The sequence below is a fragment of the Altererythrobacter sp. Z27 genome, assembly GCF_052683155.1.
Genome location: NZ_JBQYMC010000001.1, coordinates 616,532 through 639,951, shown reverse-complemented (window position 1 = coordinate 639,951; position 23,420 = coordinate 616,532). Strand labels below are relative to the sequence as shown.

Annotated in this window: 23 protein-coding genes; 13 read left to right on the top strand and 10 right to left on the bottom strand. The window is 63.4% G+C overall.

The features are described 5' to 3' along the window. Window positions 1–58 precede the first annotated feature (58 nt). The 4 genes from ACUJ47_RS03210 to ACUJ47_RS03195 all read left to right on the top strand — a co-directional run bounded on the left by ACUJ47_RS03210 (window position 59) and on the right by ACUJ47_RS03195 (window position 3,399). Complete coding sequence (locus tag ACUJ47_RS03210; RefSeq protein ID WP_354145473.1) at window positions 59–397, top strand: PilZ domain-containing protein; 339 nt, start codon at window positions 59–61, stop codon at window positions 395–397. Between the two features lie 71 nt (window positions 398–468). Beyond that, on the top strand, window positions 469–1,782 hold the full coding sequence (locus ACUJ47_RS03205) for an MFS transporter (RefSeq protein ID WP_445537012.1): 1,314 nt from the start codon (window positions 469–471) through the stop codon (window positions 1,780–1,782). 1 nt (window position 1,783) lies between these two features. Continuing rightward, window positions 1,784–2,704, top strand: coding sequence for a cysteine synthase A (gene cysK / locus ACUJ47_RS03200; protein WP_445537011.1), 921 nt, complete (start codon window positions 1,784–1,786; stop codon window positions 2,702–2,704). Next, the gene (locus ACUJ47_RS03195) at window positions 2,701–3,399 is read left to right on the top strand and encodes a dienelactone hydrolase family protein (protein ID WP_445537010.1); all 699 of its coding nucleotides are present in this window, start codon (window positions 2,701–2,703) and stop codon (window positions 3,397–3,399) included. Before cysK ends, ACUJ47_RS03195 begins: the two co-directional genes overlap by 4 nt. 25 nt (window positions 3,400–3,424) lie before the next feature. On the opposite strand, the gene ACUJ47_RS03190 is transcribed toward ACUJ47_RS03195, so the two are convergent. The 4 genes from ACUJ47_RS03190 to hisI form a co-directional block, all read right to left on the bottom strand. Next, window positions 3,425–4,666 carry a hypothetical protein gene (locus tag ACUJ47_RS03190; protein ID WP_445537009.1) on the bottom strand — a complete coding sequence of 414 codons (1,242 nt, stop codon included), beginning with the start codon at window positions 4,664–4,666 and terminating at the stop codon, window positions 3,425–3,427. 148 nt (window positions 4,667–4,814) lie between these two features. Continuing rightward, on the bottom strand, window positions 4,815–6,620 hold the full coding sequence (locus ACUJ47_RS03185; protein ID WP_445537008.1) for an acyl-CoA dehydrogenase C-terminal domain-containing protein: 1,806 nt from the start codon (window positions 6,618–6,620) through the stop codon (window positions 4,815–4,817). A 43-nt stretch (window positions 6,621–6,663) separates the two neighbouring features. After that, a complete protein-coding gene (locus ACUJ47_RS03180) occupies window positions 6,664–7,122 on the bottom strand; it encodes a MerR family transcriptional regulator (RefSeq protein WP_445537007.1) in 459 nt (152 codons plus the stop codon). A 30-nt stretch (window positions 7,123–7,152) separates the two neighbouring features. Continuing rightward, window positions 7,153–7,548, bottom strand: coding sequence for a phosphoribosyl-AMP cyclohydrolase (hisI, locus tag ACUJ47_RS03175; RefSeq protein WP_445537006.1), 396 nt, complete (start codon window positions 7,546–7,548; stop codon window positions 7,153–7,155). Between the two features lie 60 nt (window positions 7,549–7,608). On the opposite strand from hisI, the gene ACUJ47_RS03170 reads away from it, so the two are divergent. Then, the gene (locus tag ACUJ47_RS03170; RefSeq protein ID WP_445537005.1) at window positions 7,609–7,794 is read left to right on the top strand and encodes a hypothetical protein; all 186 of its coding nucleotides are present in this window, start codon (window positions 7,609–7,611) and stop codon (window positions 7,792–7,794) included. 99 nt (window positions 7,795–7,893) lie between these two features. Here the strand turns inward: ACUJ47_RS03170 and ACUJ47_RS03165 are convergent, their stop codons facing one another. After that, window positions 7,894–8,700: a ComF family protein gene (locus ACUJ47_RS03165; RefSeq protein ID WP_445537004.1), complete on the bottom strand. Its 807-nt coding sequence runs from the start codon at window positions 8,698–8,700 to the stop codon at window positions 7,894–7,896. Between the two features lie 55 nt (window positions 8,701–8,755). Here ACUJ47_RS03165 and ACUJ47_RS03160 point away from each other — a divergent pair, with 55 nt between their 5' ends. Further along, the gene (locus tag ACUJ47_RS03160) at window positions 8,756–9,505 is read left to right on the top strand and encodes a methyltransferase domain-containing protein (RefSeq protein WP_445537003.1); all 750 of its coding nucleotides are present in this window, start codon (window positions 8,756–8,758) and stop codon (window positions 9,503–9,505) included. On the opposite strand, the gene ppdK is transcribed toward ACUJ47_RS03160, so the two are convergent. The 3 genes from ppdK to ACUJ47_RS03145 all read right to left on the bottom strand — a co-directional run bounded on the left by ppdK (window position 9,502) and on the right by ACUJ47_RS03145 (window position 15,288). Further along, entirely contained in the window at window positions 9,502–12,177 is a 2,676-nt protein-coding gene (ppdK, locus tag ACUJ47_RS03155; RefSeq protein WP_445537002.1) for a pyruvate, phosphate dikinase, read from the bottom strand. The two genes, ACUJ47_RS03160 and ppdK, sit on opposite strands and share 4 nt — an antisense overlap. A gap of 61 nt (window positions 12,178–12,238) precedes the next feature. Continuing rightward, window positions 12,239–14,407, bottom strand: coding sequence for a glycine--tRNA ligase subunit beta (gene glyS / locus ACUJ47_RS03150; protein WP_445537001.1), 2,169 nt, complete (start codon window positions 14,405–14,407; stop codon window positions 12,239–12,241). Then, on the bottom strand, window positions 14,374–15,288 hold the full coding sequence (locus ACUJ47_RS03145) for a glycine--tRNA ligase subunit alpha (protein WP_445537000.1): 915 nt from the start codon (window positions 15,286–15,288) through the stop codon (window positions 14,374–14,376). The genes glyS and ACUJ47_RS03145 overlap by 34 nt, the downstream gene beginning before the upstream one ends. A gap of 172 nt (window positions 15,289–15,460) precedes the next feature. Between ACUJ47_RS03145 and ACUJ47_RS03140 the strand changes: the two genes are divergently transcribed. The 4 genes from ACUJ47_RS03140 to ACUJ47_RS03125 all read left to right on the top strand — a co-directional run bounded on the left by ACUJ47_RS03140 (window position 15,461) and on the right by ACUJ47_RS03125 (window position 18,592). After that, window positions 15,461–16,390, top strand: a complete 930-nt coding sequence (locus ACUJ47_RS03140; protein ID WP_445536999.1) for a TraB/GumN family protein — start codon at window positions 15,461–15,463, stop codon at window positions 16,388–16,390. After that, entirely contained in the window at window positions 16,390–17,265 is an 876-nt protein-coding gene (locus ACUJ47_RS03135) for a TraB/GumN family protein (protein ID WP_445538845.1), read from the top strand. Before ACUJ47_RS03140 ends, ACUJ47_RS03135 begins: the two co-directional genes overlap by 1 nt. Before the next feature lie 136 nt (window positions 17,266–17,401). Next, window positions 17,402–18,070 (top strand): 50S ribosomal protein L25/general stress protein Ctc, encoded by a 669-nt coding sequence (locus tag ACUJ47_RS03130; protein WP_445536998.1) that lies wholly within the window; start codon window positions 17,402–17,404, stop codon window positions 18,068–18,070. Window positions 18,071–18,151: 81 nt separating this feature from the next. After that, complete coding sequence (locus tag ACUJ47_RS03125) at window positions 18,152–18,592, top strand: DUF1330 domain-containing protein (RefSeq protein WP_445536997.1); 441 nt, start codon at window positions 18,152–18,154, stop codon at window positions 18,590–18,592. Between the two features lie 31 nt (window positions 18,593–18,623). Here the strand turns inward: ACUJ47_RS03125 and ACUJ47_RS03120 are convergent, their stop codons facing one another. Continuing rightward, window positions 18,624–18,833, bottom strand: a complete 210-nt coding sequence (locus tag ACUJ47_RS03120; RefSeq protein ID WP_445536996.1) for a hypothetical protein — start codon at window positions 18,831–18,833, stop codon at window positions 18,624–18,626. A gap of 110 nt (window positions 18,834–18,943) precedes the next feature. On the opposite strand from ACUJ47_RS03120, the gene pth reads away from it, so the two are divergent. Genes pth through ACUJ47_RS03105 form a run of 3 tightly spaced genes read left to right on the top strand, consistent with a single transcriptional unit; the run spans window position 18,944 to window position 21,052 of the window. After that, window positions 18,944–19,513: an aminoacyl-tRNA hydrolase gene (pth, locus tag ACUJ47_RS03115; RefSeq protein WP_445536995.1), complete on the top strand. Its 570-nt coding sequence runs from the start codon at window positions 18,944–18,946 to the stop codon at window positions 19,511–19,513. Window positions 19,514–19,519: 6 nt separating this feature from the next. Then, complete coding sequence (locus ACUJ47_RS03110) at window positions 19,520–20,026, top strand: topology modulation protein (protein WP_445536994.1); 507 nt, start codon at window positions 19,520–19,522, stop codon at window positions 20,024–20,026. Between the two features lie 30 nt (window positions 20,027–20,056). After that, the gene (locus ACUJ47_RS03105) at window positions 20,057–21,052 is read left to right on the top strand and encodes an SDR family NAD(P)-dependent oxidoreductase (protein WP_445536993.1); all 996 of its coding nucleotides are present in this window, start codon (window positions 20,057–20,059) and stop codon (window positions 21,050–21,052) included. 14 nt (window positions 21,053–21,066) lie between these two features. Here the strand turns inward: ACUJ47_RS03105 and ACUJ47_RS03100 are convergent, their stop codons facing one another. Next, the gene (locus tag ACUJ47_RS03100; protein WP_445536992.1) at window positions 21,067–23,418 is read right to left on the bottom strand and encodes a zinc-dependent metalloprotease; all 2,352 of its coding nucleotides are present in this window, start codon (window positions 23,416–23,418) and stop codon (window positions 21,067–21,069) included. Between the last annotated feature and the right edge of the window lie 2 nt (window positions 23,419–23,420).

Below are 23,420 nucleotides of genomic sequence, written 5' to 3'. Positions count from 1 at the left end.
ATTATCAGCGATTATCTGGCAACCATGCCTTCAAGAGCCTTTCTTGGAGGAAATAACCGTGAGTGCCGGAGCCAATCTCAGTGTGACCGACCTGCGCCGTGCCGCGCGTCACCCGGTCGATTTCCCGGTAATGGCCGAACATCGCCGCCTGGGCGATCTCAAGCTGCATGTCGCGAATCTTTCCGCGCATGGCTTCATGGTCGACAACGCCGAAGGCCTTCAGCGCGGCGACCGCGTGATCATCCGCCTGCCCGTGGTTGGCCGGATCGAAGCCTATGTGATCTGGGCGCGCGACGAGCGTGCCGGGTTCCAGTTCGAGCGGATCATCCGCCTCGACGATTTCATCGCAATCATCGACGAGCTGCAGCCCAATCCGCGCCTGCGCCGTTTGCGCTGATAACCCCAGTTTACCGACAATATAGTTTTTGACGCCTTGGCAGCGGGCATCGCCCCTGCCATTGCGCATTTGTGAGCAAGACCCTCAGCCGCCAGCAGGATGAACCCGCGACACCGATCGCGATCCCCGATTTCCGGCGCTACTGGCTGGCGCGTTTCTTCGCAGTCTTCGCAACGATGTCGATGGTGGTCCTGATCGGGTATCAGGCCTATGACATCGCTCGCAGCGACTATGGCTATTCCACATCGGAAGGTGCCTTCCTGCTCGGCCTGCTCGGGCTGGCGCAATTCATCCCGCTGTTCGTTCTTACGCCTGTTGCAGGCTGGGCCGCCGACCGGTTTGACCGCCGTTATGTCGCCGCACTCGCCAATTTGATCGATTGCGCCATTGCTGGCGTGTTGGCCTTCCTGACATGGAATGGCGGGCTAAACCTGCCGATCCTGTTCATACTCGCAGCGATGCATGGCGCAGCGCGCGTGTTCGTTGGCCCTTCGATGAGTGCGATAGCACCGAATATCGTGCCACCGGCGCTGCTTCCGCGCGCTATCGCCATGTCGAGCATCGCCTGGCAGATCGCCAGCGTTGCGGGCCCGGCGGCGGGCGGCTTCATGTTTGCCGAGGCCCACTGGTTGCCGCATGCGCTTTCCGCCATCCTGCTGGTGTGCTCGGCAAGCCTGATCGTTTCGGTCAGGCCAGTCCGCGCAGAGCAGGATGCAACCCCTGCCCACCCAGTGCGGCAGATGATCGAGGGTGCGCAGTTCACCTGGCGCCAGAAATTCCTGCTCGGCTGCATCACGCTTGACCTGTTCGCTGTATTGCTGGGCGGGGCTACAGCCATGTTGCCGGTTTTCGCGCGCGATATCCTGATGGTCGGGCCAGAGGGGCTCGGCATCATGCGCGGCGCGCCCGCAGTGGGGGCCGCAGCCGTCGCCTTATGGATGGCCTGGCGCCCGCTCGAGAACAACGTTGGACCGAAAATGCTCTGGGCAGTGGTGGTCTTCGGCGCAGCGACCATCGCTTTCGGCCTCAGCCGCAATTTTGCATTGTCGCTCGCCATGCTCATCCTGCTTGGTTCGGCTGACATGGTGTCGGTGTTTATCCGCTCGAGCCTGGTCCAGCTCAACACTCCCGACCGGATGCGCGGGCGTGTTTCGTCGATTTCCGGCCTGGCGATCTCGGCTTCGAACGAATTGGGCGAGATGCAATCGGGCCTCGCCGCAGCAGTGCTCGGCGCAACCGGAGCGGTTGTGTTCGGCGGCGCCGGTGCGATAGTGGTAACATTGGTGTGGGCGTGGATTTTCCCGCAGCTGAGGCAGGCGAAAACCTTTGCGCCAGAGTTCCTGCCGGAAAGTGGCGTTCCGCCATTCAAGAAGAAGGAGGCCTGACATGAAAGCCGCGAACATCCTCGAGACGATCGGCCGCACCCCGCATATCCGGCTTTCCCGGCTGTTCCCTGACCATGAAGTATGGGTGAAGAGCGAGCGCGCCAATCCGGGCGGTTCGATCAAGGACCGCATCGCGCTGGCGATGGTGGAGGATGCCGAGCAGAGCGGTGCGCTGAAGCCCGGCGGCACGATCATCGAGCCGACCAGCGGCAACACCGGGATCGGGCTGGCGATGGTGGCTGCGGTCAAAGGTTACAAGCTTGTGCTGGTCATGCCCGAATCGATGTCGCTCGAACGGCGGCGGCTGATGCTGGCCTATGGGGCGAGCTTCGATCTCACGCCCAAGGAAAAGGGCATGAAGGGCGCAATCGAACGCGCGCACGAACTGATCGAAGCGACCGAGAATTCATGGATGCCGAGCCAGTTCGACAACCCCGCCAATGTCGCGGTGCATGTGCGCACGACCGCCAAGGAAATACTGGCCGATTTCTCCGATGCACCGGTTGACGTGCTCATCACCGGTGTAGGCACCGGCGGCCATTTGACCGGCTGCGCCGAGGAGTTGAAGCGCCACTGGGCAGGCATGAAGGCCTATGCAGTCGAACCGACCCTCTCCCCGGTGATCAGCGGCGGCCAGCCCGGCCCGCACCCGATCCAGGGCATCGGCGCGGGCTTCATCCCCGGCAACCTTCACACCCAGGCGATCGACGGTGCAATCCAGGTCGATCCGGAAGACGCGAAGGAAATGGCCCGCCGCGCCGCTGCCGAGGAAGGCATGCTGGTCGGCATTTCGAGCGGTGCCACGCTCGCCGCGATTGCGCAAAAGCTGAAGGAGCTTCCCGCTGGGAGCCGGGTGTTGGGCTTCAACTACGACACAGGCGAACGCTACCTCTCGGTGCCCGATTTCCTGCCGGTGGAATGAGCATGTTCGAGCGGATCGACTATCGCGATGGCGATACGCCGCTGGTCGCGCAGCACCTGCGGCCCGAAGGATCGGCGCGGGCCGCGGTCGCGGTCTTCCCAACCTTCATGAACTCCACCCCCGGCGTGGAGGACAAGGCCCAGGCGCTGGCAGACGCGGGCTATGCCGTGCTCATCGCAGATTTCTACGGGCCCGATGCGCCCTCCAGTTTCGAGCAGGCTTTCGAAGCGATGGGGCGCCTGCGGGCCGATCCGCGCGCCATGCGAACGCGGCTTGGGGCCACCCTCAAGCTGCTGCGCGAGCTGCACCCAGGCCTGCCACAATTGGCCATCGGTTTCTGCCTCGGCGGCATGGCAGTGCTCGAACTGGCACGTGACGGCCATGAACTGGAAGCCGTCGTCAGTTTCCATGGCTTGCTGGCGACTCCCCTGCCCGCGCGCGACTCGATCCGCCCGCGCATATTGGTGTGCCATGGCGATGCGGATTCGCTGGTCCCGCGCAGCCAGGTGACCGACTTCTGGGAGGAAATGGACGGTGTCGGCGCGAACTGGCACTTCCACAGCTATTCCGGCGTCGAACACGGTTTTACCAACCAGCGCATGCTCGATGGCTCGCCCAATCCGGCGTACAATTCCAGCGCCGACCGCCAGAGCTGGGCGGCCATGCACAGCCTGTTCGACGAAATTCTCGACTAGCCCCGCTTTCGCGTGGCCTATCCTGTCAGATCAGTACGAAGTACATCACCGCCAGCGCGCCCATCACCACGATGGCGGTCGCATTATGCAGCCGCGCGACGCGAGTGGGTCGGGCTTCCTCCGGCATTTCGCATCGCGTCACGACCAGGTGGTTGAGCAGCGCCACGCCGGGCGCGATCACGAAGCTCGCCGAAGTCACGAAATCGAGGAAGCCCGTCAGGTCCGAAAGCAGGGTGAACAGCGCCAGGATCGCGACCGCGACGAAGAAGAGGCAGAAGGAGGTGTATTCGCCCTTCGTATAGGAAATGTCCTCACGCCCGCCGAGCACCGCCAGCGAAGCGGCGAAGGTGCGGGCATATGCGTCGATCCCGGCGATAACCGTTGTGAGCATTACCGACAGGGCGGCAATCGCGGCGAGGAAGGCCGCACCGGGGCCAAGCGCCTCGCGGTAAAGCCCGACGAGCTGCCCGGCAAAGCCCGGGGCATCGGCCAGCGGCGCGATCCCTTGCGGATGCATCACCCCTGCCCCCATGATGCAGAAGCACACCGCCATGAATGCGGTCATCACATAGGGCCAGAAGAAGCTCTTGCGCGTTTCGGCCAGTGTCGGCTTGCTGCCTTCCGGCAGCGAATGGTCCGCTTCGATCTTCCACAAGGACAGCGGCACGGAAACGTCGGTCGGGTTAGGCATGAAGCCCGCCAGCGCGACGATGAAGAGCAGCGCCGCAACCTCGCGCGTCCAGCTGAAATCGACCAGCGTGCCCCATTCGACCCGCGGCAGGACCATGATCGTCGTGATCAGCGTCGAGACCACGAGGAAGGCGAGCAGAATGGCATTGACCCGGTCGAGCAGCCTGTATCCCCCGATCAGCAACAGCGCTGTGGCGGCCAGCAGTATAAGCGACGCGAGCATCGGCACGGGCAAAATCGGCCCGATCACTACCGTCACGATCCCGGCAGTCGCCGCCCCTAACGCAGCCCAGATGATCGGCACGAGCGGCGCCACCGCGACGAGGAACAGCACCAGCGCCCACAAGCCCAACTCGCGATAGCCGGTGAGCAGCGATCGCCCACGCGCATGCGCAAAGTCGATCCCGAAGCGATAGGCGGGGTATTTGAGGAAATTCGCCAGCACGATCACGCCAATCAGCGCAGCCCCGAACATCGCGCCCGCGCGGGTCGACTGGACAAGATGCGAGGTGCCGATGGCGGCCCCGGTGAAAATCAGGCCCGGACCGGCGAGCCGCCGCAAAACGCTCGATGACATCCCCAATTCCCCCATATCGCAACGGCATCATCGATGCTCGTTTATCGCCACCTGATAGAGGGATAGGGTCTGGTCCGACAATCCATCAAACGAAAAAGGGGCGCCTTTCCTCAAGGCGCCCCGCAATTTCGGGCTCTGGTAGTGGATATCAGGCGGCAGTCTGGAAAGCCTCCGCGCCCAACGCCATCATGTGCTCGCTGCCCGCTTCCAGCTTGCGGCGCAGCGCGCCCGCATCGGGCAGGAAGCGCTCGGCATAGTACTTGGCCGAGACCAGCTTGGCTTCGTAGAAGGCTTTATCTTCGGGCTCGCCCGCGAGTTTTTCGAGCGCCACCTTCGACATGCGCAGCCACATCAGGCCAAGCACGACGATACCCATCAGGTGCATGTAGTTATGTGCGCCAGCGCCGAGGTTGTTGGGGTTCGCCATGGCATTCTGCATGAACCACATGGTTGCGGCCTTCTGCTCGCCCAGCGCCTTTTCGAGGCGCGTCGCGAGAACGGCGAGTTTTTCATTCCCCTTGGCCGCCGCGATCTCGTCATCGACCAGTTTGAAGAAGGCCTGGATCGCTGCGCCACCCTTCGAGCCGAGCTTGCGGCCGCACAGATCCATCGCCTGCACGCCATTGGTGCCTTCGTAGATCATGGCGATGCGGGCATCGCGCACGAACTGGCTCATGCCCCATTCCTCGATATAGCCATGGCCACCGAAGACCTGCTGCATGTTGGTGGCGACGTCATAGCCCTTGTCGGTGCCATAGCCCTTCATCACCGGCGTCATCAGACCGATCAGCGCATCGGCCTGTTCGCGCTCTTCGGCGGTCGGCGCCTTATGCGAGAGATCGACCAGCAACGCGCCCCACAGGCACAGTGCGCGCATCCCTTCGGTGAATACCTTGGCGTCCATCAGCATGCGGCGCACGTCCGGGTGGACGAAAATCAGATCGGCCTTGGCTTCGGGATCCGCCGGGCCGGTGAGCGCCCTGCCCTGGCGGCGATCGAGCGCATAGGCGACCGCGTTCTGATAGGCGACTTCCGCCTGTGCCAGCCCCTGAATGCCGACGCCGAGGCGCGCGGCATTCATCATAACGAACATGGCGGCGAGGCCCTTGTTCTCCTCACCCAGCAGCCAGCCCTTGGCACCGTCGTAATTGAGGACGCAAGTCGAATTGCCGTGGATGCCCATCTTGTGTTCGATCGAGCCGCAGGAAACGCCGTTGCGATCCCCCAGCGAACCATCCGCATTGACGAGGAACTTGGGCACCACGAACAGCGAAATGCCCTTGGTGCTGTCTGGCGCGCCCGGGGTCTTGGCCAAAACCAGGTGGATGATGTTCTCGGTCAGGTCATGCTCGCCCGCAGAAATGAAGATCTTGGTCCCGGTGATCGCATAGCTGCCATCGCCATTGGGTTCCGCCTTGGTGCGGATCATGCCCAGATCGGTGCCGCATTGCGGCTCCGTCAGGTTCATGGTGCCGAGCCATTCGCCTGCCACCATCTTGGGAAGATAGGTCGACTTCTGCTCTTCACTGCCGGCAGCGGTCAGCGCCGCGACTGCGCCTGCGCCAAGGCCGGGGTACATGGCGAACGCCTGGTTCGACGTGCCCATGAACTCTTCGAGCACGAAGCCGAGCACATGCGGGAAGCCCTGTCCGCCGAACTCCTCGGGCTGCGCAACGGTGCCCCAACCGCTCTCGCGGAACTGCTGGTATGCCTCCTTGAAGCCGGGAGGTGTGCTGACCGATCCGTCATCATGCCGGACGCAGCCGTGCTGGTCGCCCACTAGGTTGAGCGGAGCCAGTACTTCGGCGCAGAATCGGCCGGCTTCGTTGATCACCGTGTCGATCATGTCGGGCGTGGCGTTCTCGAAGCCCGGCAGATTGCCATAGCTCGCCAGATCGAGCAGCTCGTTGACAACGAAACGGGTGTCGCGGGTCGGGGCCGTATAGATAGGCATCGGTGTATCCTTGGTATGTAAGCGGCAGTGGTCTTGGTGGGCCTCAACGGCCCGGATCGAGCTCTTCGACCATGCGGATGAAGCCGCTCAGTTCCTTGATCGAGGAATCGATATCAGCGCGCTGGCGCTTGAGCTTGGCGACATGCGCCTTGCACTTTTCGACTGTAACACGGCGCTGCTCGACGCGGCCATCCCCCAGGTCGTAGAGATCGATCATCTCGCGGATTTCGGTCAGGCTGAAGCCGACGTTCTTCGCGCGCATGATCCATGCAAGCCGGGCACGATCGCGCTTCGAATAAACGCGGGTCAAGCCGAGCCGCTGGGGCGAAATCAGGCCTTCGTCTTCGTAGAAACGCAATGCACGCGCAGTGCAGTCGAATTCCGAGGTCAGGTCGGAAATCGTATACTGCTCGCGCTCATGCTTGTCTGGACGATCGAGATGCGCCCCGCCATGCCGGGGCTCGTCATTCTCATGATGCGGATTTTCTGCTGGGCTGGCCATGCCCCGCACTAACTTACCTTTACGTTAGCGTCAAGAATTGACCCTTACGAGAGTGTCGCCTGCCAACCGCCGGAAGAAGCACGAACGAGCTCCGGTGTGACAGGTTGGGCCGACCGGCTCGGCGCGTACGACCAGCGCATCCTGGTCGCAATCCACCAGGATTTCGACGACGCGCAACTCGTTGCCCGAAGTTTCGCCCTTGCGCCAAAGCGACTGGCGCGAGCGCGACCAGAAATGAGCGATTCCGGTATCGCGGGTGGCCTCGACTGCTTCGCGGTTCATGAATGCAACCATCAACACTTCGCCGCTTTGAGCATGCGTCACCACGGCCGTCAGCAAGCCGTCCGAATCGAACTTGGGCAGGAATTTTAGCGTCTGGTCGCGCGGTTCGTTTGCCGCGTCAGCACCGGGGTCTGCGTGGGACACACGGGAATCCTTCGATGAACAGGTAGTTAGCTGCGATGATTTGTTGCAGGATAACCACAGATGGCAGCCAAAATCCACGATGAAGCGGATTCAGACTTTGAAGATCGGCAATTGGATGAGACCAATCGGCGCGCGGGCTTAGCTCGCCAACCGAACACCGGTACAGCAAAAGTGCCAGGTTCAGGGGTATTCGGGACGCCGCTCTCCATCAGGGTTGAGCGCTTCCGGAAAAACGATGAGGGATAGAACCCGGGTGGCCATCAAGGGGGAGGTCACCTTAGCTTCCTGGAGGCGGGTTCGCGTTAATTCGTCACGTGGCGCCCGGGATCATATCGATCCCGGGCGTTATGTTTTCCGGGCCCTCATCGTCACCGCCGCAGCAGCATCGCCATGCAGCGACTCGTCGAGCACTCGCGAAAAGCAGCAGATTTTCACGGTGACTGCCCCAGCCTTTTGTAGTGCCGTAATGCAGGCGCTCGTTGTCGCTCCGCTCGTCAGCACGTCATCGACCAGGATCACGTCGCGGCCCCTCACCAGCTCCGCGCGGCGTCGCGGCACTTCTATCGCGCCGCTGAGCGCCCGTTGGCGGGCCTTGCGCCGCATCCCGCCAAGCATCGGCGTCGCCTTGCGCCGCACCAGCGCGTCGACCGCCAGTTCGCCCTTGCCGTGACGCGTCAGTTCATGTGCGAGCAGCGCCGCCTGGTTGAAGCCGCGCCGCCACAATCGCCAGCGGTGCAGGGGCACAGGAACCAGCAGTGGCGGTACCTCGCCCGGCTCGGGCAGCTTTGCCGCCATCAGCCTCCCCAATTGCCCTGCCAAAGCGATCTTGCGCCCATGCTTGTAGGCGAGGATCAGCCTCCGCGAAGCATCGTTATACAGCGTCGCAGCGGCGATCCCCGCATGGCGAGGAGGATCATGCAGGCAGACTGCACATTGCGTGGTTCCGCCTGCAATGCCCGGCGGGAACGGCCGCGAGCAGCTCGCGCATGCCGGTTCGCCGGGAATCACCAGCTCCGCCCAGCAACTGCCGCACAAGCCGCCGTTCTCGGCGATCGCGACCCCGCACAAGGGGCAGCGCGGCGGGTACACAAGATCGATCAGCGGCGCGAAAACGCGCGAAAACGATGCAGAAAATTTCTCTGCGCGACCCATGCAGCCATGCTGCACCTCTTGCACCGCGGGCGCAAGCGGGGCACTGCGCTGGGCAATGAGCCAGCCTCGCGTTCCCCAGATCTTCGCCGGCAAGCGGCGCGATGCCCGTGCCGCGCGTACCGAGGCAATGGCGTCGCGTGAAGGCGCAGCAAACTGGCTCTACGAGGAACTCCAGCGCGACGTCCTCGAACGGCTCGACTTCATGCGCTTCGAACCTGCGCGAGCACTGGTGACAGGCCATTCGGCAGAGGGACTAGCTGCACAGCTCCGGGCGCGCGGCAGCGAAGTCGCTACCCTGCCCTCACCCGATGAGGAGCAGCCGATCGCCGGCGCGCCCTTCGACCTTATCATCAGCCATGCGCGGCTAGACACGGTCAACGACCTGCCCGGCGCCCTGCTCCACCTGCGCAACGCACTCGCGCCCGGCGGGCTGGCGATCGCGCAATTCCCGGGCGCAGGCAGCCTTAACGCGCTCCGGCAGGTGATGCTCGCCGCCGATGGCGAGCGCCCCGCTGCACGGCTCCACCCGCAGATCGACGACCGGGCAGCGGCGGCGCTGATGCAGCGCGCCGGATTCGCCAAGCAGGTCGTCGACACGCACCGGATGACGGTCCGTTACCGCTCGCTGGACCGCCTTGTCGGCGACCTGCGCGAGCAGGCGCTCACTTCGGTGCTTGTATCGCCTGCCCCCTATGTAGGAAAGGCCGGACTGGCGCGCGCCGAAGCCGCATTCGAAGCGATAAAGGACGAGGAAGGGAAGGTCGCCGAGACCTTCCAGATCCTCACTCTCACCGGCTGGCGTTAGGCCCTTAGCGCTGCCTGCGCAGCCGCAAGCCGCGCAATCGGCACACGATAGGGTGAGGCCGACACGTAATCGAGCCCGACCTTTTCGCAGAAGGCGATGCTCGCCGGGTCGCCGCCATGTTCGCCGCAAATGCCCAGCTTGATGTCGGGCCGGGTCGCCCTGCCCCGCTCCGCCGCAAGCTCCACCAACTGGCCGACGCCTTCGATATCGAGGCTGACGAAGGGATCGCGTGGGAAAATCCCCTTCTCGACATAGGGTGCGAGGAAGCGCGCCGAATCGTCGCGACTCACGCCCAGCGTGGTCTGCGTCAGATCGTTCGTGCCGAAGCTGAAGAACGCGCCTTCCTGCGCGATTTCGCCCGCCATCAGCGCAGCGCGTGGCAGCTCGATCATCGTGCCGACGAGATATTCGACCGGGCACCCGGTTTCCTCAAACACCTGCTTTGCCACACGGTCGATCAACGCCTTGAGCAGCTCAAGCTCGCGCTTGGTCGCAACCAGCGGCACCATGATCTCCGGCACCGGCGTTTCTCCGCCCGCCTTGGCCACTTCACACGCAGCCTCAAAGATCGCGCGCGCCTGCATCTCGTAGATTTCGGGGAAGGTGATCCCCAAACGGCAACCGCGATGGCCCAGCATCGGATTGAACTCGTGCAATTCGGCTGCGCGGCGCTTGAGGTGGTCCACCCCCAGCCCGGTCGCATCGGCCAGCTCGGCGAAATCCTCGTCCGCATGCGGCAAGAATTCATGCAGCGGCGGGTCGAGCAGGCGGATCGTGCACGGCAGGCCCGACATCACATCGAAGATCTCGCGGAAGTCGGCGCGCTGCTCTGGCAGCAGCTTGGCCAGCGCCGCGCGGCGGGTCTTCTCATCCTCCGCCAGGATCATCTGGCGCACCGCGCGGATCCGGCGTGCGTCGAAGAACATGTGCTCGGTGCGACACAGCCCGATGCCTTCCGCCCCGAATTGCCGCGCCATGCGGCAATCGGCGGGGGTTTCGGCATTGGTGCGCACTTTCATGCGGCGGTGCGCGTCCGCCCATTCCATCAGAGTGCCGAAATCGCCGACCAGCTCGGGCTCAACCGTCGGCACTTCGCCCGCCATCACCTGCCCGTTGCTGCCGTCGATCGTGATGACATCGCCTTCGCGCAGCTCGCGATTGCCGATCCGCAGGGTCTTGCTGGCGCGGTCGATCGAGACAGCCGACGCGCCCGATACACAGGGGCGGCCCATGCCGCGCGCCACCACGGCTGCGTGGCTGGTCATGCCGCCGCGCGCGGTCAGGATGCCCTGCGCCGCATGCATGCCGTGAATATCCTCGGGGCTGGTTTCGACCCGCACCAGGATCACCTTGTCCCCGCGCGAAGCGAAGGTTTCGGCGGTGTCGGCGTCGAGCACGATCTTGCCCGAAGCCGCGCCCGGCGAGGCCGGAAGGCCGCTGGTCAGCACCTCGCGCGGCGCCTTGGGATCGAGCGTGGGGTGGAGCAGCTGGTCAAGCGCCATCGGATCGACCCGCAGGATCGCGGTGCGCTCATCGATCAGCCCTTCGCCGACCATCTCGACCGCCATTTTCAGCGCCGCCTTGGCGGTGCGCTTGCCGCTGCGCGTCTGCAGCATCCACAGCTTGCCGCGCTCGACAGTAAACTCGATGTCCTGCATGTCCTTGTAGTGGCGCTCGAGCAGGTCGAACACGCGGGCCAGCTCGGCATAGGCTTCGGGCATGGCCTCTTCCATGCTCAGCGGCTTCGCCCCGGCCTTCTCGCGCGCGGCGCGGGTAAGATATTGCGGCGTGCGGATGCCCGCCACCACATCTTCGCCCTGCGCGTTGATGAGGTATTCACCGTAATAGGCGCGTTCGCCGGTCGCCGGATCGCGGGTGAAGGCGACGCCGGTGGCGCTGGTATCGCCCATATTGCCGAACACCATCGCCTGCACGTTCACCGCCGTGCCCCAATCGGCCGGGATGTCGTTTAGGCGGCGATAAACCTTGGCGCGGTCGCTTTCCCAACTGTCGAACACGGCGCGGATCGCGCCCCACAGCTGCCCGGTCACGTCCTGCGGGAACGGGGCGCCCTGCTCCTGCTGCACGATGCCCTTATATTCGCCGACCAGCGCCTGCCAGTCTTCCGCTTCCATTTCGGTGTCGGCGTAATAGCCCTTGTCTTCCTTGGCGATCTCGAGCGCTTCTTCGAACAGCCCGTGATCGAGCCCGAGCACCACGTCGGAATACATCTGGATGAAGCGACGATAGCTGTCCCAAGCGAAGCGTTCGTCACCCGAAGTCGTGGCAAGCCCCTCGACCGTCGCGTCGTTCAGGCCAAGGTTGAGCACCGTGTCCATCATGCCGGGCATGGAGACGCGCGCGCCCGAGCGGACCGAAACCAGCAGCGGATCGCCCGCATCGCCAAATTTCTTGCCCACTGTCGCTTCGACATGAGCCAGCGCCGCGACGACCTGCGCACGCAGATCATCAGAGAAATCAGCACCTTCCTGAAGATATTTTACACATTCTTCAGTGGTGATGGTGAAGCCCGGGGGCACCGGCAGGCCGATGCTGGCCATTTCTGCAAGGTTCGCGCCCTTGCCGCCGGAAACGGTCTTGTCCTTCTGGCGCGGGTCCGAATGATCCTGCCCAAGGACCGGGTCGCCTCCGAATGTGTAGACCGTCTTCAATGTGCAATCCCTTCGCTAAGCCCGCATGCGACACATGCGACACTGTATTGAGGGAAAAAACTCATCCCTCGATCCGGCTGAAGTCCGCCACGCGGTGCACCGCATCGCGGAAGCGCAGCAGCATGTCGAGCCTTGCCGCGCGTTTGTTTTCTTCATCGGCATTAACCGTGACTTCATCGAAGAAGCGATCGATCGGCGCGCGCAGGGTTGCGAGCAGTCTCATCGCAAAGTCGAAATCTTCGTCGGTAATCGCAGCACCAACCAGCCTTTCCACGTAGGCGAGCTTCTCATTAAGTTCCTTTTCCGCAGGTTCGGGCGTGTAGGAAAGCTCATTCGCGTGCCGCTCGGCCATTTTGGCGGCGATCACCGGAGCCAGATCGGGGTCGTCGACGCCCGCCAGCGGGTCTTCCTCGCCAGTGCGGCTGATCTCGCCTTCAATCCCGTGCCAGTCTTCCTTCTTGAGGATATTGGCCGCGCGCTTGTAGCCCGCGAGCAGGTTCGCGCCGTCTTCAGTGCCAATAAAGCCCTGCAGGGCCTTCACGCGGGCGAGCAGGCGGACCAGATCGTCCTCGCCACCAAGCGCAAACACCGCGTCGATCAAATCGTGGCGGACACCCGCCTCGCGCTGCTGGACCTTGAGGCGATCAGCGAAGAAATCGAGGAGCTCTGCCGCATCAAGTTCCCCTACCAAACCCTGTTCATCAAAAGGCAGACCGTCTTCCGCCTTTTTGAACACCTTGAGCAATGGGATTCTAAGATTGTTTTCTGTTATAATTTTGATTGAGTGGAGGGCAGCACGTCTCAGAGCGAACGGGTCTTTCGACCCTGTCGGCTTTTTGTCACGAGCAAAAAACGCCACCAAAGTATCAAGCCTATCAGCGATGCCGACTACTTGAGCTAGATGACCTGGGGGGTCCTCGCGGTATTGGAACGCTATCGCTTCCGCCTGTTCCTGACTTAGGTCATTGGCGAGATATCCCCCCGCAATACCTTGCAACTCAGGAAACTCATCAACCGTTGCAGTGACGAGATCTGCCTTTGCGAGTTCCGCCGCTTTTCCTGCCATTTGCGCATCGACTGAGGTCACGTAGTTCTTCGCGATATGAGCCGCGAGTTCAGCAATTCGTGCCGACTTTTCTTGATATGTGCCGAGGCCTTCAAAGAACACGCGACGTTCCAGCTTCTTCGCGTGATCTTCGAGGCTGGTCTTCTGGTCGAGTTCCCAGAAGAAGCGCGCATCGGAAAACCGCGCGGCGAGCACCTTGCGATTGCCGTCGACCACTACCGCCGGATCGTCCGCCGCAATATTGGCGGTGCAGACGAAGGCGTTAGCGAGCTTGCCGGCACTGTCCTCGCAGACGAAGTACTTCTGGTTCACCCGCGCGGTGAGCTGGATGACTTCGGGCGGCACGTCGAGATAGCTCTCGTCGAAGCGGCCGAGCAGCGGCACGGGCCATTCGGTGAGCCCGGCGTTCTCGATCACCAGGCCCTCGTCCTCGACCAGCGTCAGCCCCGCATCGGCGGCGGCCTTGCGCGCGCCTTCGCGCACCATGTCCTGCCGGACTTCATGGTCGACGATGACATGCGCGGCGCGCAGCTTGTCGAGATAGTCCCCGGCGCCCGAAATCGCGATCTCGCCATGCGAATGGAAGCGGTGCCCGCGCGTCACATTGCCGCTGGCGACATCGCCGATCGAACATTCGACCACTTCGCCGCCCAGCAGCGCGACGATGCCCGAAAGCGGGCGCACCCAGCGCAGGCTCTCGGTCGAAAGCGAGGGAGCACCCCAGCGCATCGACTTGGGCCATGCGAAATCGCGGATGATCGCCGGGATTGCTTCTTGAAGGACGCGCCACATTGGTCGACCGGCGGCCAATTGCTCTAAGAAATAGATGCCATTGCGTTCAATCAACTGTTCGCGCGGAACTTGATACCGACGGAGGAATCCATCGATAGCCTGATCAGGAGCTCCAACTCGCGGCCCTTTAATTTCAGTCTTGCTGGCTTCGGTGGCTTCGGGAAGCCCGCGTGCGATCAGCGCCAACCGGCGCGGGGTCGACCACACCGAAATCTCACCAATGGCGACCCCTGCGGCCTCCATCTCGCGGCGGAACAGCTTTTCCAGCTCCGCGCGCGCACCGGCCTGCATCCGCGCAGGGATTTCCTCGCTGCGCAGCTCGAGAAGAAAGTCCCTGCTCACAGCGTCCACTCCGGATATTTGGCCTGCCATTCGGGCGCCATCTTCTCGGCATATTTCTCGCAGGACGAGCGCGCGAGGTCGCGCACGCGACCCATGTAGCTGGCGCGTTCCTGCACGCTGATCACGCCGCGCGCCTGAAGCAGGTTGAAGACATGGCTGGCCTCGATCGCTTGCTCATAGGCGGCGATCGGAACGTCGTTAGCCAGGCAGTTGCGGCATTCCGCCTCTGCCTTGTTGAAAAGGTCGAACAGCGCATCGCTGTCGGCGACTTCGAAGTTCCACTTCGACATTTGGCGCTCGTTCTCGAGGAACACGTCGCCATAGCTGACGCCCTGCGTGTTGAACGCAAGGTCGTACACGTTGTCGACGCCCTGGATATACATGGCGAGCCGTTCAAGCCCGTAGGTCAGCTCGCCCGCCACCGGCTTGCAGTCGAACCCGCCCATCTGCTGGAAATAGGTGAACTGAGTCACTTCCATCCCGTCGCACCACACTTCCCAGCCAAGGCCCCATGCGCCCAGCGTGGGGCTTTCCCAATCGTCCTCGACGAAGCGGATATCGTGCTTGAGCGGGTCGATCCCGATCACTTCCAGGCTCTTGAGATAGAGCTCCTGAAGGTCAGGCGGGCTCGGCTTCATGATCACCTGGTACTGGTAATAATGCTGCAGCCGGTTGGGGTTTTCGCCATATCGCCCGTCGGTCGGGCGGCGCGAAGGCTGGACGAAGGCCGCGTTCCACGGCTCGGGGCCCAGCGCGCGCAAAGTGGTCGCAGTGTGGAACGTCCCCGCCCCCATCCGCATGTCATACGGCTGCAGGATGACGCAGCCCTGCGCACTCCAATAATCGTGGAGCGCCAGGATCATGTCCTGGAAGGAGCGCTTGGGATCGCGTTTGGGCGGTTCGAAACTCATGGGCAGCGCCCATGGCGCAGCCCCTGCCCACCGTCAATGCCGCAGTGCGGCATTTGCGCAGCGCAGCTGCCCCAAAACCGTTTACGACCGGCGCATAAACCCTTTTCATTGATGGTTCAGCCATCCTAGGACTAGCATTCGCGAAACCGACGAACCAATCACGGGACCATCGATGAAACTGACCCCTCGCAAAGTCCTCGCCGCACTTGGCGTGTCCGCACTTGCCTTTGCCGCTCCTGCGTTCGCCGGGCAGGAAGCCGAAGTCGCAGCTGCAGCGACAACCAGCGTCGAGGCAAGCGCCCCGGCGAGACCCGCGCTGTGGAAGGTCGCAGACGAGGACACCACGATCTATCTCTTCGGCACGGTCCACGCCTTGCCCAAGGATGTCGAATGGTCGTCGAGCGTGCTCGAAAACGCGCTGGCTTCATCCGACAGCGTCGTCACCGAAATCAAGATGACGCCCGAAATGCCCACGGAAATGCAGCAGCTGGTGATGACCAAAGGCATCCTGCCCGCGGATACCACGCTGCGCAGCCTGTTGAACGCCGAGCAGACCGCGACTTACGAAGCGGCGATGGGTAAGCTCGGCATTCCGGCCGCCGCCTTCGACCGCTTCGAGCCGTGGTATGCGGGCATGATGATGTCGATGCTGCCGCTGCTGCAGCAAGGCTATTCGCCCGATGCCGGGGTGGAGAAGGTGATCCTGACCAAGGCGGGCGACAAGGACCAGCAGGCGCTCGAAACCATCGCTTTCCAGATCGGCATCTTCGACCAGCTGCCGCAGGAATCGCAGGTCAATTTCCTCGTCGAAGCTTCGGCCGGGATCGACGAGATCAAGCCCATGCTGGACAGGATGGTGGCCGAATGGCTCGAAGGCGATGCCGACGCGCTGGCGCAATTGATGAACGAAGGGCTGACCGATCCCAAGGTCGCCGATGCCCTGCTCTATTCGCGCAACCGCAATTGGGCGCAATGGATCGACACGCGGCTCGAAACGCCCGGTACGGTGTTCGTGGCAGTGGGCGCCGGGCACCTTGCAGGCAAGGAAAGCGTGCAGGACGCCTTGAGCGAACTCGGCATCGAGACGGTTCGCGTTCAGTGATGCTGCGCCGCTTCCTGCCCCTGATCGGCGCGCTGGCGCTGGCCGCATGCGGGCAGGAACCGCAAGGCGCTTGGGGCGATGCCTCGCCCGTACTTTATGAAGTGACGGGCAAGGACGGCGCGGTGGAAGGCTGGCTGTTCGGCACGATCCATTCGCTGCCCGGCGGTGTGCAATGGCGCACTGAAGAACTCGACAGTGTGGTCGACCGGGCCGATTTGCTGGTGGTCGAAATCGCTGCGCTTGATGACAATGCCGCGATCGGCAAAGTCTTCGCGGACCTCGCAGGCTCGCCCGAACAGCCGGATATCGGCATGCGGGTGGACTCCGAACATCGGCCGGACCTGTTCGCGCTGATCGAACGCGGCGGCTATTCGCCCGGCGATTTCGCAGGGATAGAGACTTGGGCGGTGGCGCTGATGCTGGCGCAAGTGGACGATGACGGTTCGTCGCGGCATGGCGCCGATCGCGCGCTGCTGGCCGATTTCAAGGGCCGCGAGATACGCGAACTCGAAGGCGCGGAGCGGCAATTGGGCATTTTCGATCAATTGCCGGAGCAGGACCAGTCCGACCTGCTCTCAGGCGTGATCGCCGAGACGAAGAAGCGCGACGAGGATCCGGACCGGTTGCGGCGCGCATGGCTATCGGGCGACGAAGATGCGCTGGTCGAAGCGTCGCAAACCGGCATTCTCGCCGATCGCGAGCTGCGCCAGGCCCTGCTGGTCGGGCGCAACCGGGACTGGGCTGCCCAGCTGGACAACATGCTCAAGCAGGCACCGCGCCCGCTGGTTGGAGTTGGTGCCGCGCACCTTGTCGGGCCCGATGGCCTCGCCGCCTTGCTGGAGCAGCGCGGCTACAGCGTGCGCCGCCTGCAATAGGCCGCACCCGCCGCGGCAATCCACGCTTGCCAATCGGCACTTTGCCGCCTAAAGGGCCGCGCTTCGGCGTCATGGTCATCCCTGGAGGTGTGGCGCGCGAAATGACAAACTCAAAGCAATTCGAAAGGTAAGTGACATGAGCGACGCTCTGAACCTGCCGGCTGAAGCGCGCGAACGGGCTGGCAAGGGAGCCTCCCGTGCATTGCGTCGCGATGGCCGTGTTCCCGCCGTTATCTACGGCGGCAAGGAAGAACCCACGATGATCCACGTCGAGGCGAAGGAACTGGTCCGCCAGCTTGGCACCGGCCACTTCATGAACTCGATCGTGATGATCGAACTCGGCGGCAAGAGCGTGCGCACCCTGCCCAAGGATGTCGCTTTCCATCCCGTCACCGATCGCCCGACCCACGTGGACTTCCTGCGCCTTTCGAAGGACGCCAAGGTTGAAGTGAACGTGCCGGTGGTCTTCTCCAACGAAGAAAAGAGCCCGGGCCTGAAGAAGGGCGGCGTGCTCAACATCGTGCGTCACGAACTCGACCTGATCTGCGAAGCGGACAAGATCCCGAGCGAAATCGTGATCGACGTGACCGGCAAGGATGTGGGCGATTCGATCCACATCAGCGAAGTGACCCTGCCCGCCGGCAGCGAAAGCGCGATCACCGATCGCGACTATACCATCGCTACGCTGGTTGCACCTTCGGCGCTCAAGAAGGCTGAAGGCGATACCTCGACTGCAGCCGCCGCTGACGAAGTGCCTGCTTCCGAGCAGGGCGGCGAAGAGGAAGAAGAAGCGACCGAGGAATAATCCTCCGCTTCTCTTGCGAAATCACCAAGGCGCCGGTCCAGCAATGGGCCGGCGTTTTGGTTTCAGACAGGAGCCAATCGTATGGAAACCCCGAAGCAGCCCCGCAAAACCTATCTGGAGGTTTCGCCCGAGCAAGGAGCGCGCTTCTTCGGAGCGCCCGTTGACGGCCCTGTGGTGATGCTCAACCTTTTGCGCTTCCGCGAACGCGCGGATTACGGCCATGCGCCAGCGCTCGAACCCGCGGGCGGCTGCAGCGGCGAGGATGCATACCGCGCGTACATGGAAGGCATTGAGCCGCTACTCATCGATTCGGGCGGCAGCTTGGTCTTCGCCGGGCACGCAGACGAATTCCTGATCGGCCCGCAAGACGAGAGCTGGGATTACGCCATGCTTGTAAAACAGGCGAGCAAGGCAAGCTTCCTGGCATTTGCCAGCGATCCGGAGGCGCAAGCGATCACCGCTCACCGCACGGCGGCGATATGCGATTCCCGCTTGCTGCCGCTTTGGCCAGAGCGCGGATAGCGATTGTATAGCCGGTCCGGGCGCGTCGCGTTCAGCCCCTGGACCAGCCCTTCCCGGCCATGCATTCGGTCATCTGCTGGTATCGCAGTTCCTCGCTTTCGATCCCGGCAGTCGCCGTTTCGCACGCAGCATGCGCTGTATCGAAGGGCACCGCGCCATCGCCGGTCCAACCAGGATTGCTGGTTGCACAAGCGGCCAGCATCGGAATTGCCGCCCATATCCAGATTTTCGATCGCTTCATCGAGCCTTGCCCCCTTCGTCCAGCACAGTGATTACTTCGCCCAGCCTTGCCGGACAATCTTCATTCCGAACGGCGGTTTGCATTTTCGGTCCATATGCTAGGGCGCGCAGATGCAGATCTGGACTGGCCTCGGAAATCCCGGACCGAAATATGGGATGAACCGGCACAATGTCGGCTTCATGGCGCTCGACGTTATTGCCGACATGCATGAATTCGGCCCGGTGCAGAAGAAGTTCCAGGGCTGGGCGCAGGAAGGCCGCATCGGCACGCAGAAAATCCTGCTGCTCAAGCCCGCGACCTTCATGAACGAAAGCGGCCGCAGCGTGGCGGAGGCGCTGCGCTTCTACAAGCTCGGCACCGATGCGCTCACAGTGTTCCATGACGAGCTCGACCTCGCGCCGTTCAAGGTGAAGGTGAAGCAGGGAGGCGGCACAGCAGGCCACAACGGCCTGCGCTCGATCGACCAGCACCTTGGCCCAGAGTTCCGCCGCGTGCGGATCGGCATCGGCCATCCCGGCCACAAGGACCGCGTGACCGGCTATGTACTGGGCAATTACGCCAAGAGCGAACAGGACGACCTTGTCGACATGCTCGGCGCGATCGCGGCGGAGGCGGAATGGCTGGCCAAAGGCGACGACGCCCGCTTCATGAGCGATGTAGCGCTGCGATTGCAGGAATAGGCCGCAATGCAGCGTGTCCTGATCGTCGGCCCCTGTGGCGCCGGCAAATCGACCTTTGGCTTCGCATTGGCCGAAGCGACCGGCTTGCCGCTGTTCCATATGGACAAGCTCAACTGGAAACCGGGTTGGATCGATTCCACAGACGAGGAATTGCGCTTGCGGCTGCGCGAGGTCGTGGCAGGCGATCAGTGGATCATCGAAGGGACCTATGGCGGAACGCTGGACGAGCGGCTTCCGCGCGCGGATACAGTGGTGTATCTCGACTATCCTATTCCGCTGTGTTTCTGGCGTGTGCTCAAGCGCATCTTGGCCTGGCGTGGACGTGCGCGTCCCGACATGACCGAAGGATGCCCCGAACGGCTTGACCTTGGATTCCTGCTATATGTCGCTCGCTGGAACCACGGCTCACGGCAAAGGTTGGAAGGTCGGATAGGGCCCTATCGGGACAAGGTGGTCCGGCTATGCAGCTCGCGCGAGGCGCAATGTTGGCTGGACTCGCTTGCTCTCCCATAGGCGCTATGCTGCACCAATAGGAGAGACACCATGCCATCAATCGATCGTCGCGGCCTGCTTGCAGGCGCCGCTGCCACTGGCGCCTTTGCCGCCACCGCTTCCTTCGCCCAACCCGACCATGTCAATGCCGAGCCAGACCTTTCGGGCAAGGCGATCCTGATCACCGGCACTTCGTCGGGATTTGGCCGGGCCGGTGCGGAATATTACGCTCGCCGCGGTGCGCGCGTTTTCGCCACGATGCGCAATCTGCCCCGCCCCGAGGCGGACGAGCTGCGCCAGCTGGCGAGCGACGATGGGCTCGACCTGCATGTGATCGAGATCGATGTGCTGTCGGATGCGCAGGTTGCCGCGGGAGTGGCCGAGGCTGAGCGCATCAATGGCGGCGGGATGGACGTGCTGGTCAACAATGCGGGGATCGGGATCACGTCTCCTGTCGAAGTGCAGGACATGGAAGCCACCAGCCTGATCTTCGACACCAATGTCTTGGGCTGCCACCGCATGGCACGGGCCGCGTTGCCCGGAATGCGCGCGAAAGGCGGCGGGCACATCTTCCAGATGTCGAGCCAGCTCGGCCGCGTGATCGCCCCCTATTCCGGTCATTACTCGGCGACCAAGTTCGCGCTCGAAGCGATGAGCGAGCAGCTGGCTTACGAGCTGGTGCCGCACAAGATTGATGTCACCATCATCCAGCCCGGCGGTTACCCGACCAAGGTGTGGGTCAATCGCAATATCTATACTGCGGCGCTCAAGGCGCGTGCAGAGGAAATCCACACCGCCGGCTATCCGCAGCAGGTGGCTCGGATGGGCACGGAAGACGGATCGGGCCGCAGCGCCGACACGATGGACATCCCGCGCGCCATCGCGAAGTTGGCCGCCATGCCGCGCGGCACCAGCCCGCTGCGCCAGCCCGTTTCCGCAGGCGGGATTCCGCAGACCCCGATCAACGAGGTATGCGCAAAAGTGCAGGTCGGCTGGCTTGGCCAGTCAGGCGCCGGTCCACTGATCCGCGCCGTGCACCGGGTCTGACAAGCTCCGCCGGGCTAGCCGATCGGCATGCCCGGCGGCACGTCCGGCAGCAGGTTCTTGTCGGCCAGCGCGGCGTCCAGCGCCGTGCGGTCGCGCAGCAGCAGGGCCAGCCCGCGCTGCCAGTCGCCAAGCGCACCCTTGGCCGGAGCCTTGGCAAGTTTCGCCGCCCAGCTCGCCAGCCTGCCTTCGATCTGCAGCGCGATGCTGCGCGACAGCTTGCCACTCCGCGAAGTGCGCGCAAGGTCGAGCGCGATGGTGGTTGCGATCCTGCGCCCTGCCTCGCCCGATGCCGCAGCCCGGTCTGCATGAGCGATCAGCCTCCCGAACAATTCGTCGAGCGAAGGTCCGCCGATGCCATTGGCGCGCTGGAGGTCGATCCGGTTGAGCCGCTGCGGATCGAGCAGATTGTCGAGCACATGCACCGCGCCGATCTCGGTCGCACGCAGCGGATCGAACACCGGCCCGCCTGCAGTCGGCATGACTTCGATCGTGGTGGAATAATCGAAGTCGGTTCCCGGCCCGTAAGACAGGATCGGCAGCAATCGCGCCGGAACGGTAAGCGCCTCTACCGACAGCGCATCCAGCAGCACAGCCAAGGCCTGTTCCTGTTGCTCCGCGCTCACCGGCTCGACCGACACTGCGTCGCCTGAAAGCCCATATGGCGCGACAACCCCGCCCAGCGCCTTTGCCGCAGCCACCACCTGGTAGCGATGCAACAGCCAGACCGGAACGAAGGCGCGCCGCAAGCTCGGCATGTCCTGCCCGCCCGGTATGGCATCGACATCGAAACGTTCGAGCGCCGCGCGCCGCACCGCCATCACCCGCCCCAGTTCCGCAACCGGATCGGTGAAATCGTCCCACTGGGCTGACTGCGGATTGGCGGTTTCGGTGCCCGCCGTATCCGCATCGGCGACGAAGCGAAGCCCGCGTGCCTGCGCTTCCTGCACCATGGCGCGCGCTTCCTCATCGGTTTTTGCCGCATAGAGATAGCGGATCGCGAACTTGTCCCACTCGCCCACGCCCACGCCATAGGCATCGGCGATGGTCAGCTTCCCGTCGACCAGTTCCACGCGCGGCGCAGGATAATCCATCACCGAATAGCGCCCCTGCGAACTCGCGGCGAAATTGTGCGACAGGCCCAGCGTGTGGCCCACTTCATGGGCGCCAAGCTGGCGAATCCGCGCGAGCGCCACTTTCACCGGGTCATCCGGCTGGCCGCTATCGGTCAGCCCCGCCCCCATCAGCGCCTGGAAGATCAGTATGTCCTGCCGCACGCGGAGCGAGCCGAGCATCACGCTGCCCTTCAGGATTTCGCCGGTGCGCGGGTCGACGATGCTGGGGCCATAGGACCACCCGCGGGTAGCGCGGTTGACCCAGTTGACCACGTTGTAACGCATATCGAGCGGGTCAATGCCTTCGGGCAGGACTTCGACGCGGAAGGCGTCGAGGAAACCCGCCTCCTCGAAGGCTTCGGCCCACCAGCCCACCCCGTCGATCAGCGCCTGCCGAACCGGTTCGGGCGCGGCCCCGTCGACGTAGTAAACGATCGGCTCCTTCACCGGGCTGCGCTCGGCGGATGGATCGACTTTCTCAAGCCGGTGCCGCTCGGCCAGCTTGACCAGCATCGAGCGACCCAGCGGCGCGGAGAAATCATAGGTCCGGGTGCTGAAAGCATAGCCATAAGGATCGGTGCGGCGTGGCATCGGCTCGGTCGGCAGCGCCACCAGCGAATGCCGCACCCAAAGCGAGATGTCGCTGCCATTGGGCGAAACATTGCGCAGTTCGGGCGGCGCGCTGTCGGTCGAGAAACTCAGCAGGGCGGAGAATTCCACATTCTCCGGAAAAGCCTTCACCTTGGCCGGATCGGCCAGCGAATAGCCCGCTTCCAACTTGTACCCCTTCCCCAATTGCCGCGCGAAACCGAAATGATCCTTGGCCAGGAAGGGCGCAAAATCGAAAGTAAAGCTGCCATCGGCGGCGGTCTTGCCAATATCGCCCACCCACATTGTCGCATTGGTGAAGCTGTTGGCGACGGATTGCTGCTGTGCCGCCGACCCAGCAGGCGCGACGAAGCCGGTGTTCTCAAGCTCGGCGACCACCTTCTTGCCGAGGCGGCGGAATCGCAGGATGCCCGTTTGCAGCGGCGCGCCCCGGTCCACCCCGGTCGCCGCGGAACCTACCCCCGTCTCGATCTGCGCAACATAGAGGAAGCGCGCGGCAATCCCTTCGCCGTCAGGTGCGGGAAGCGTCAGTTCGATCGTGCCCTGCTGCAAATCGGCCGCAACCGGTACAAGGCTGTCCTGCGCCGCCGCCGGAGCGTGCGGAATTGCCGAAGCCAGCAGCAGTGCGATCATGGATTTGCGCATTA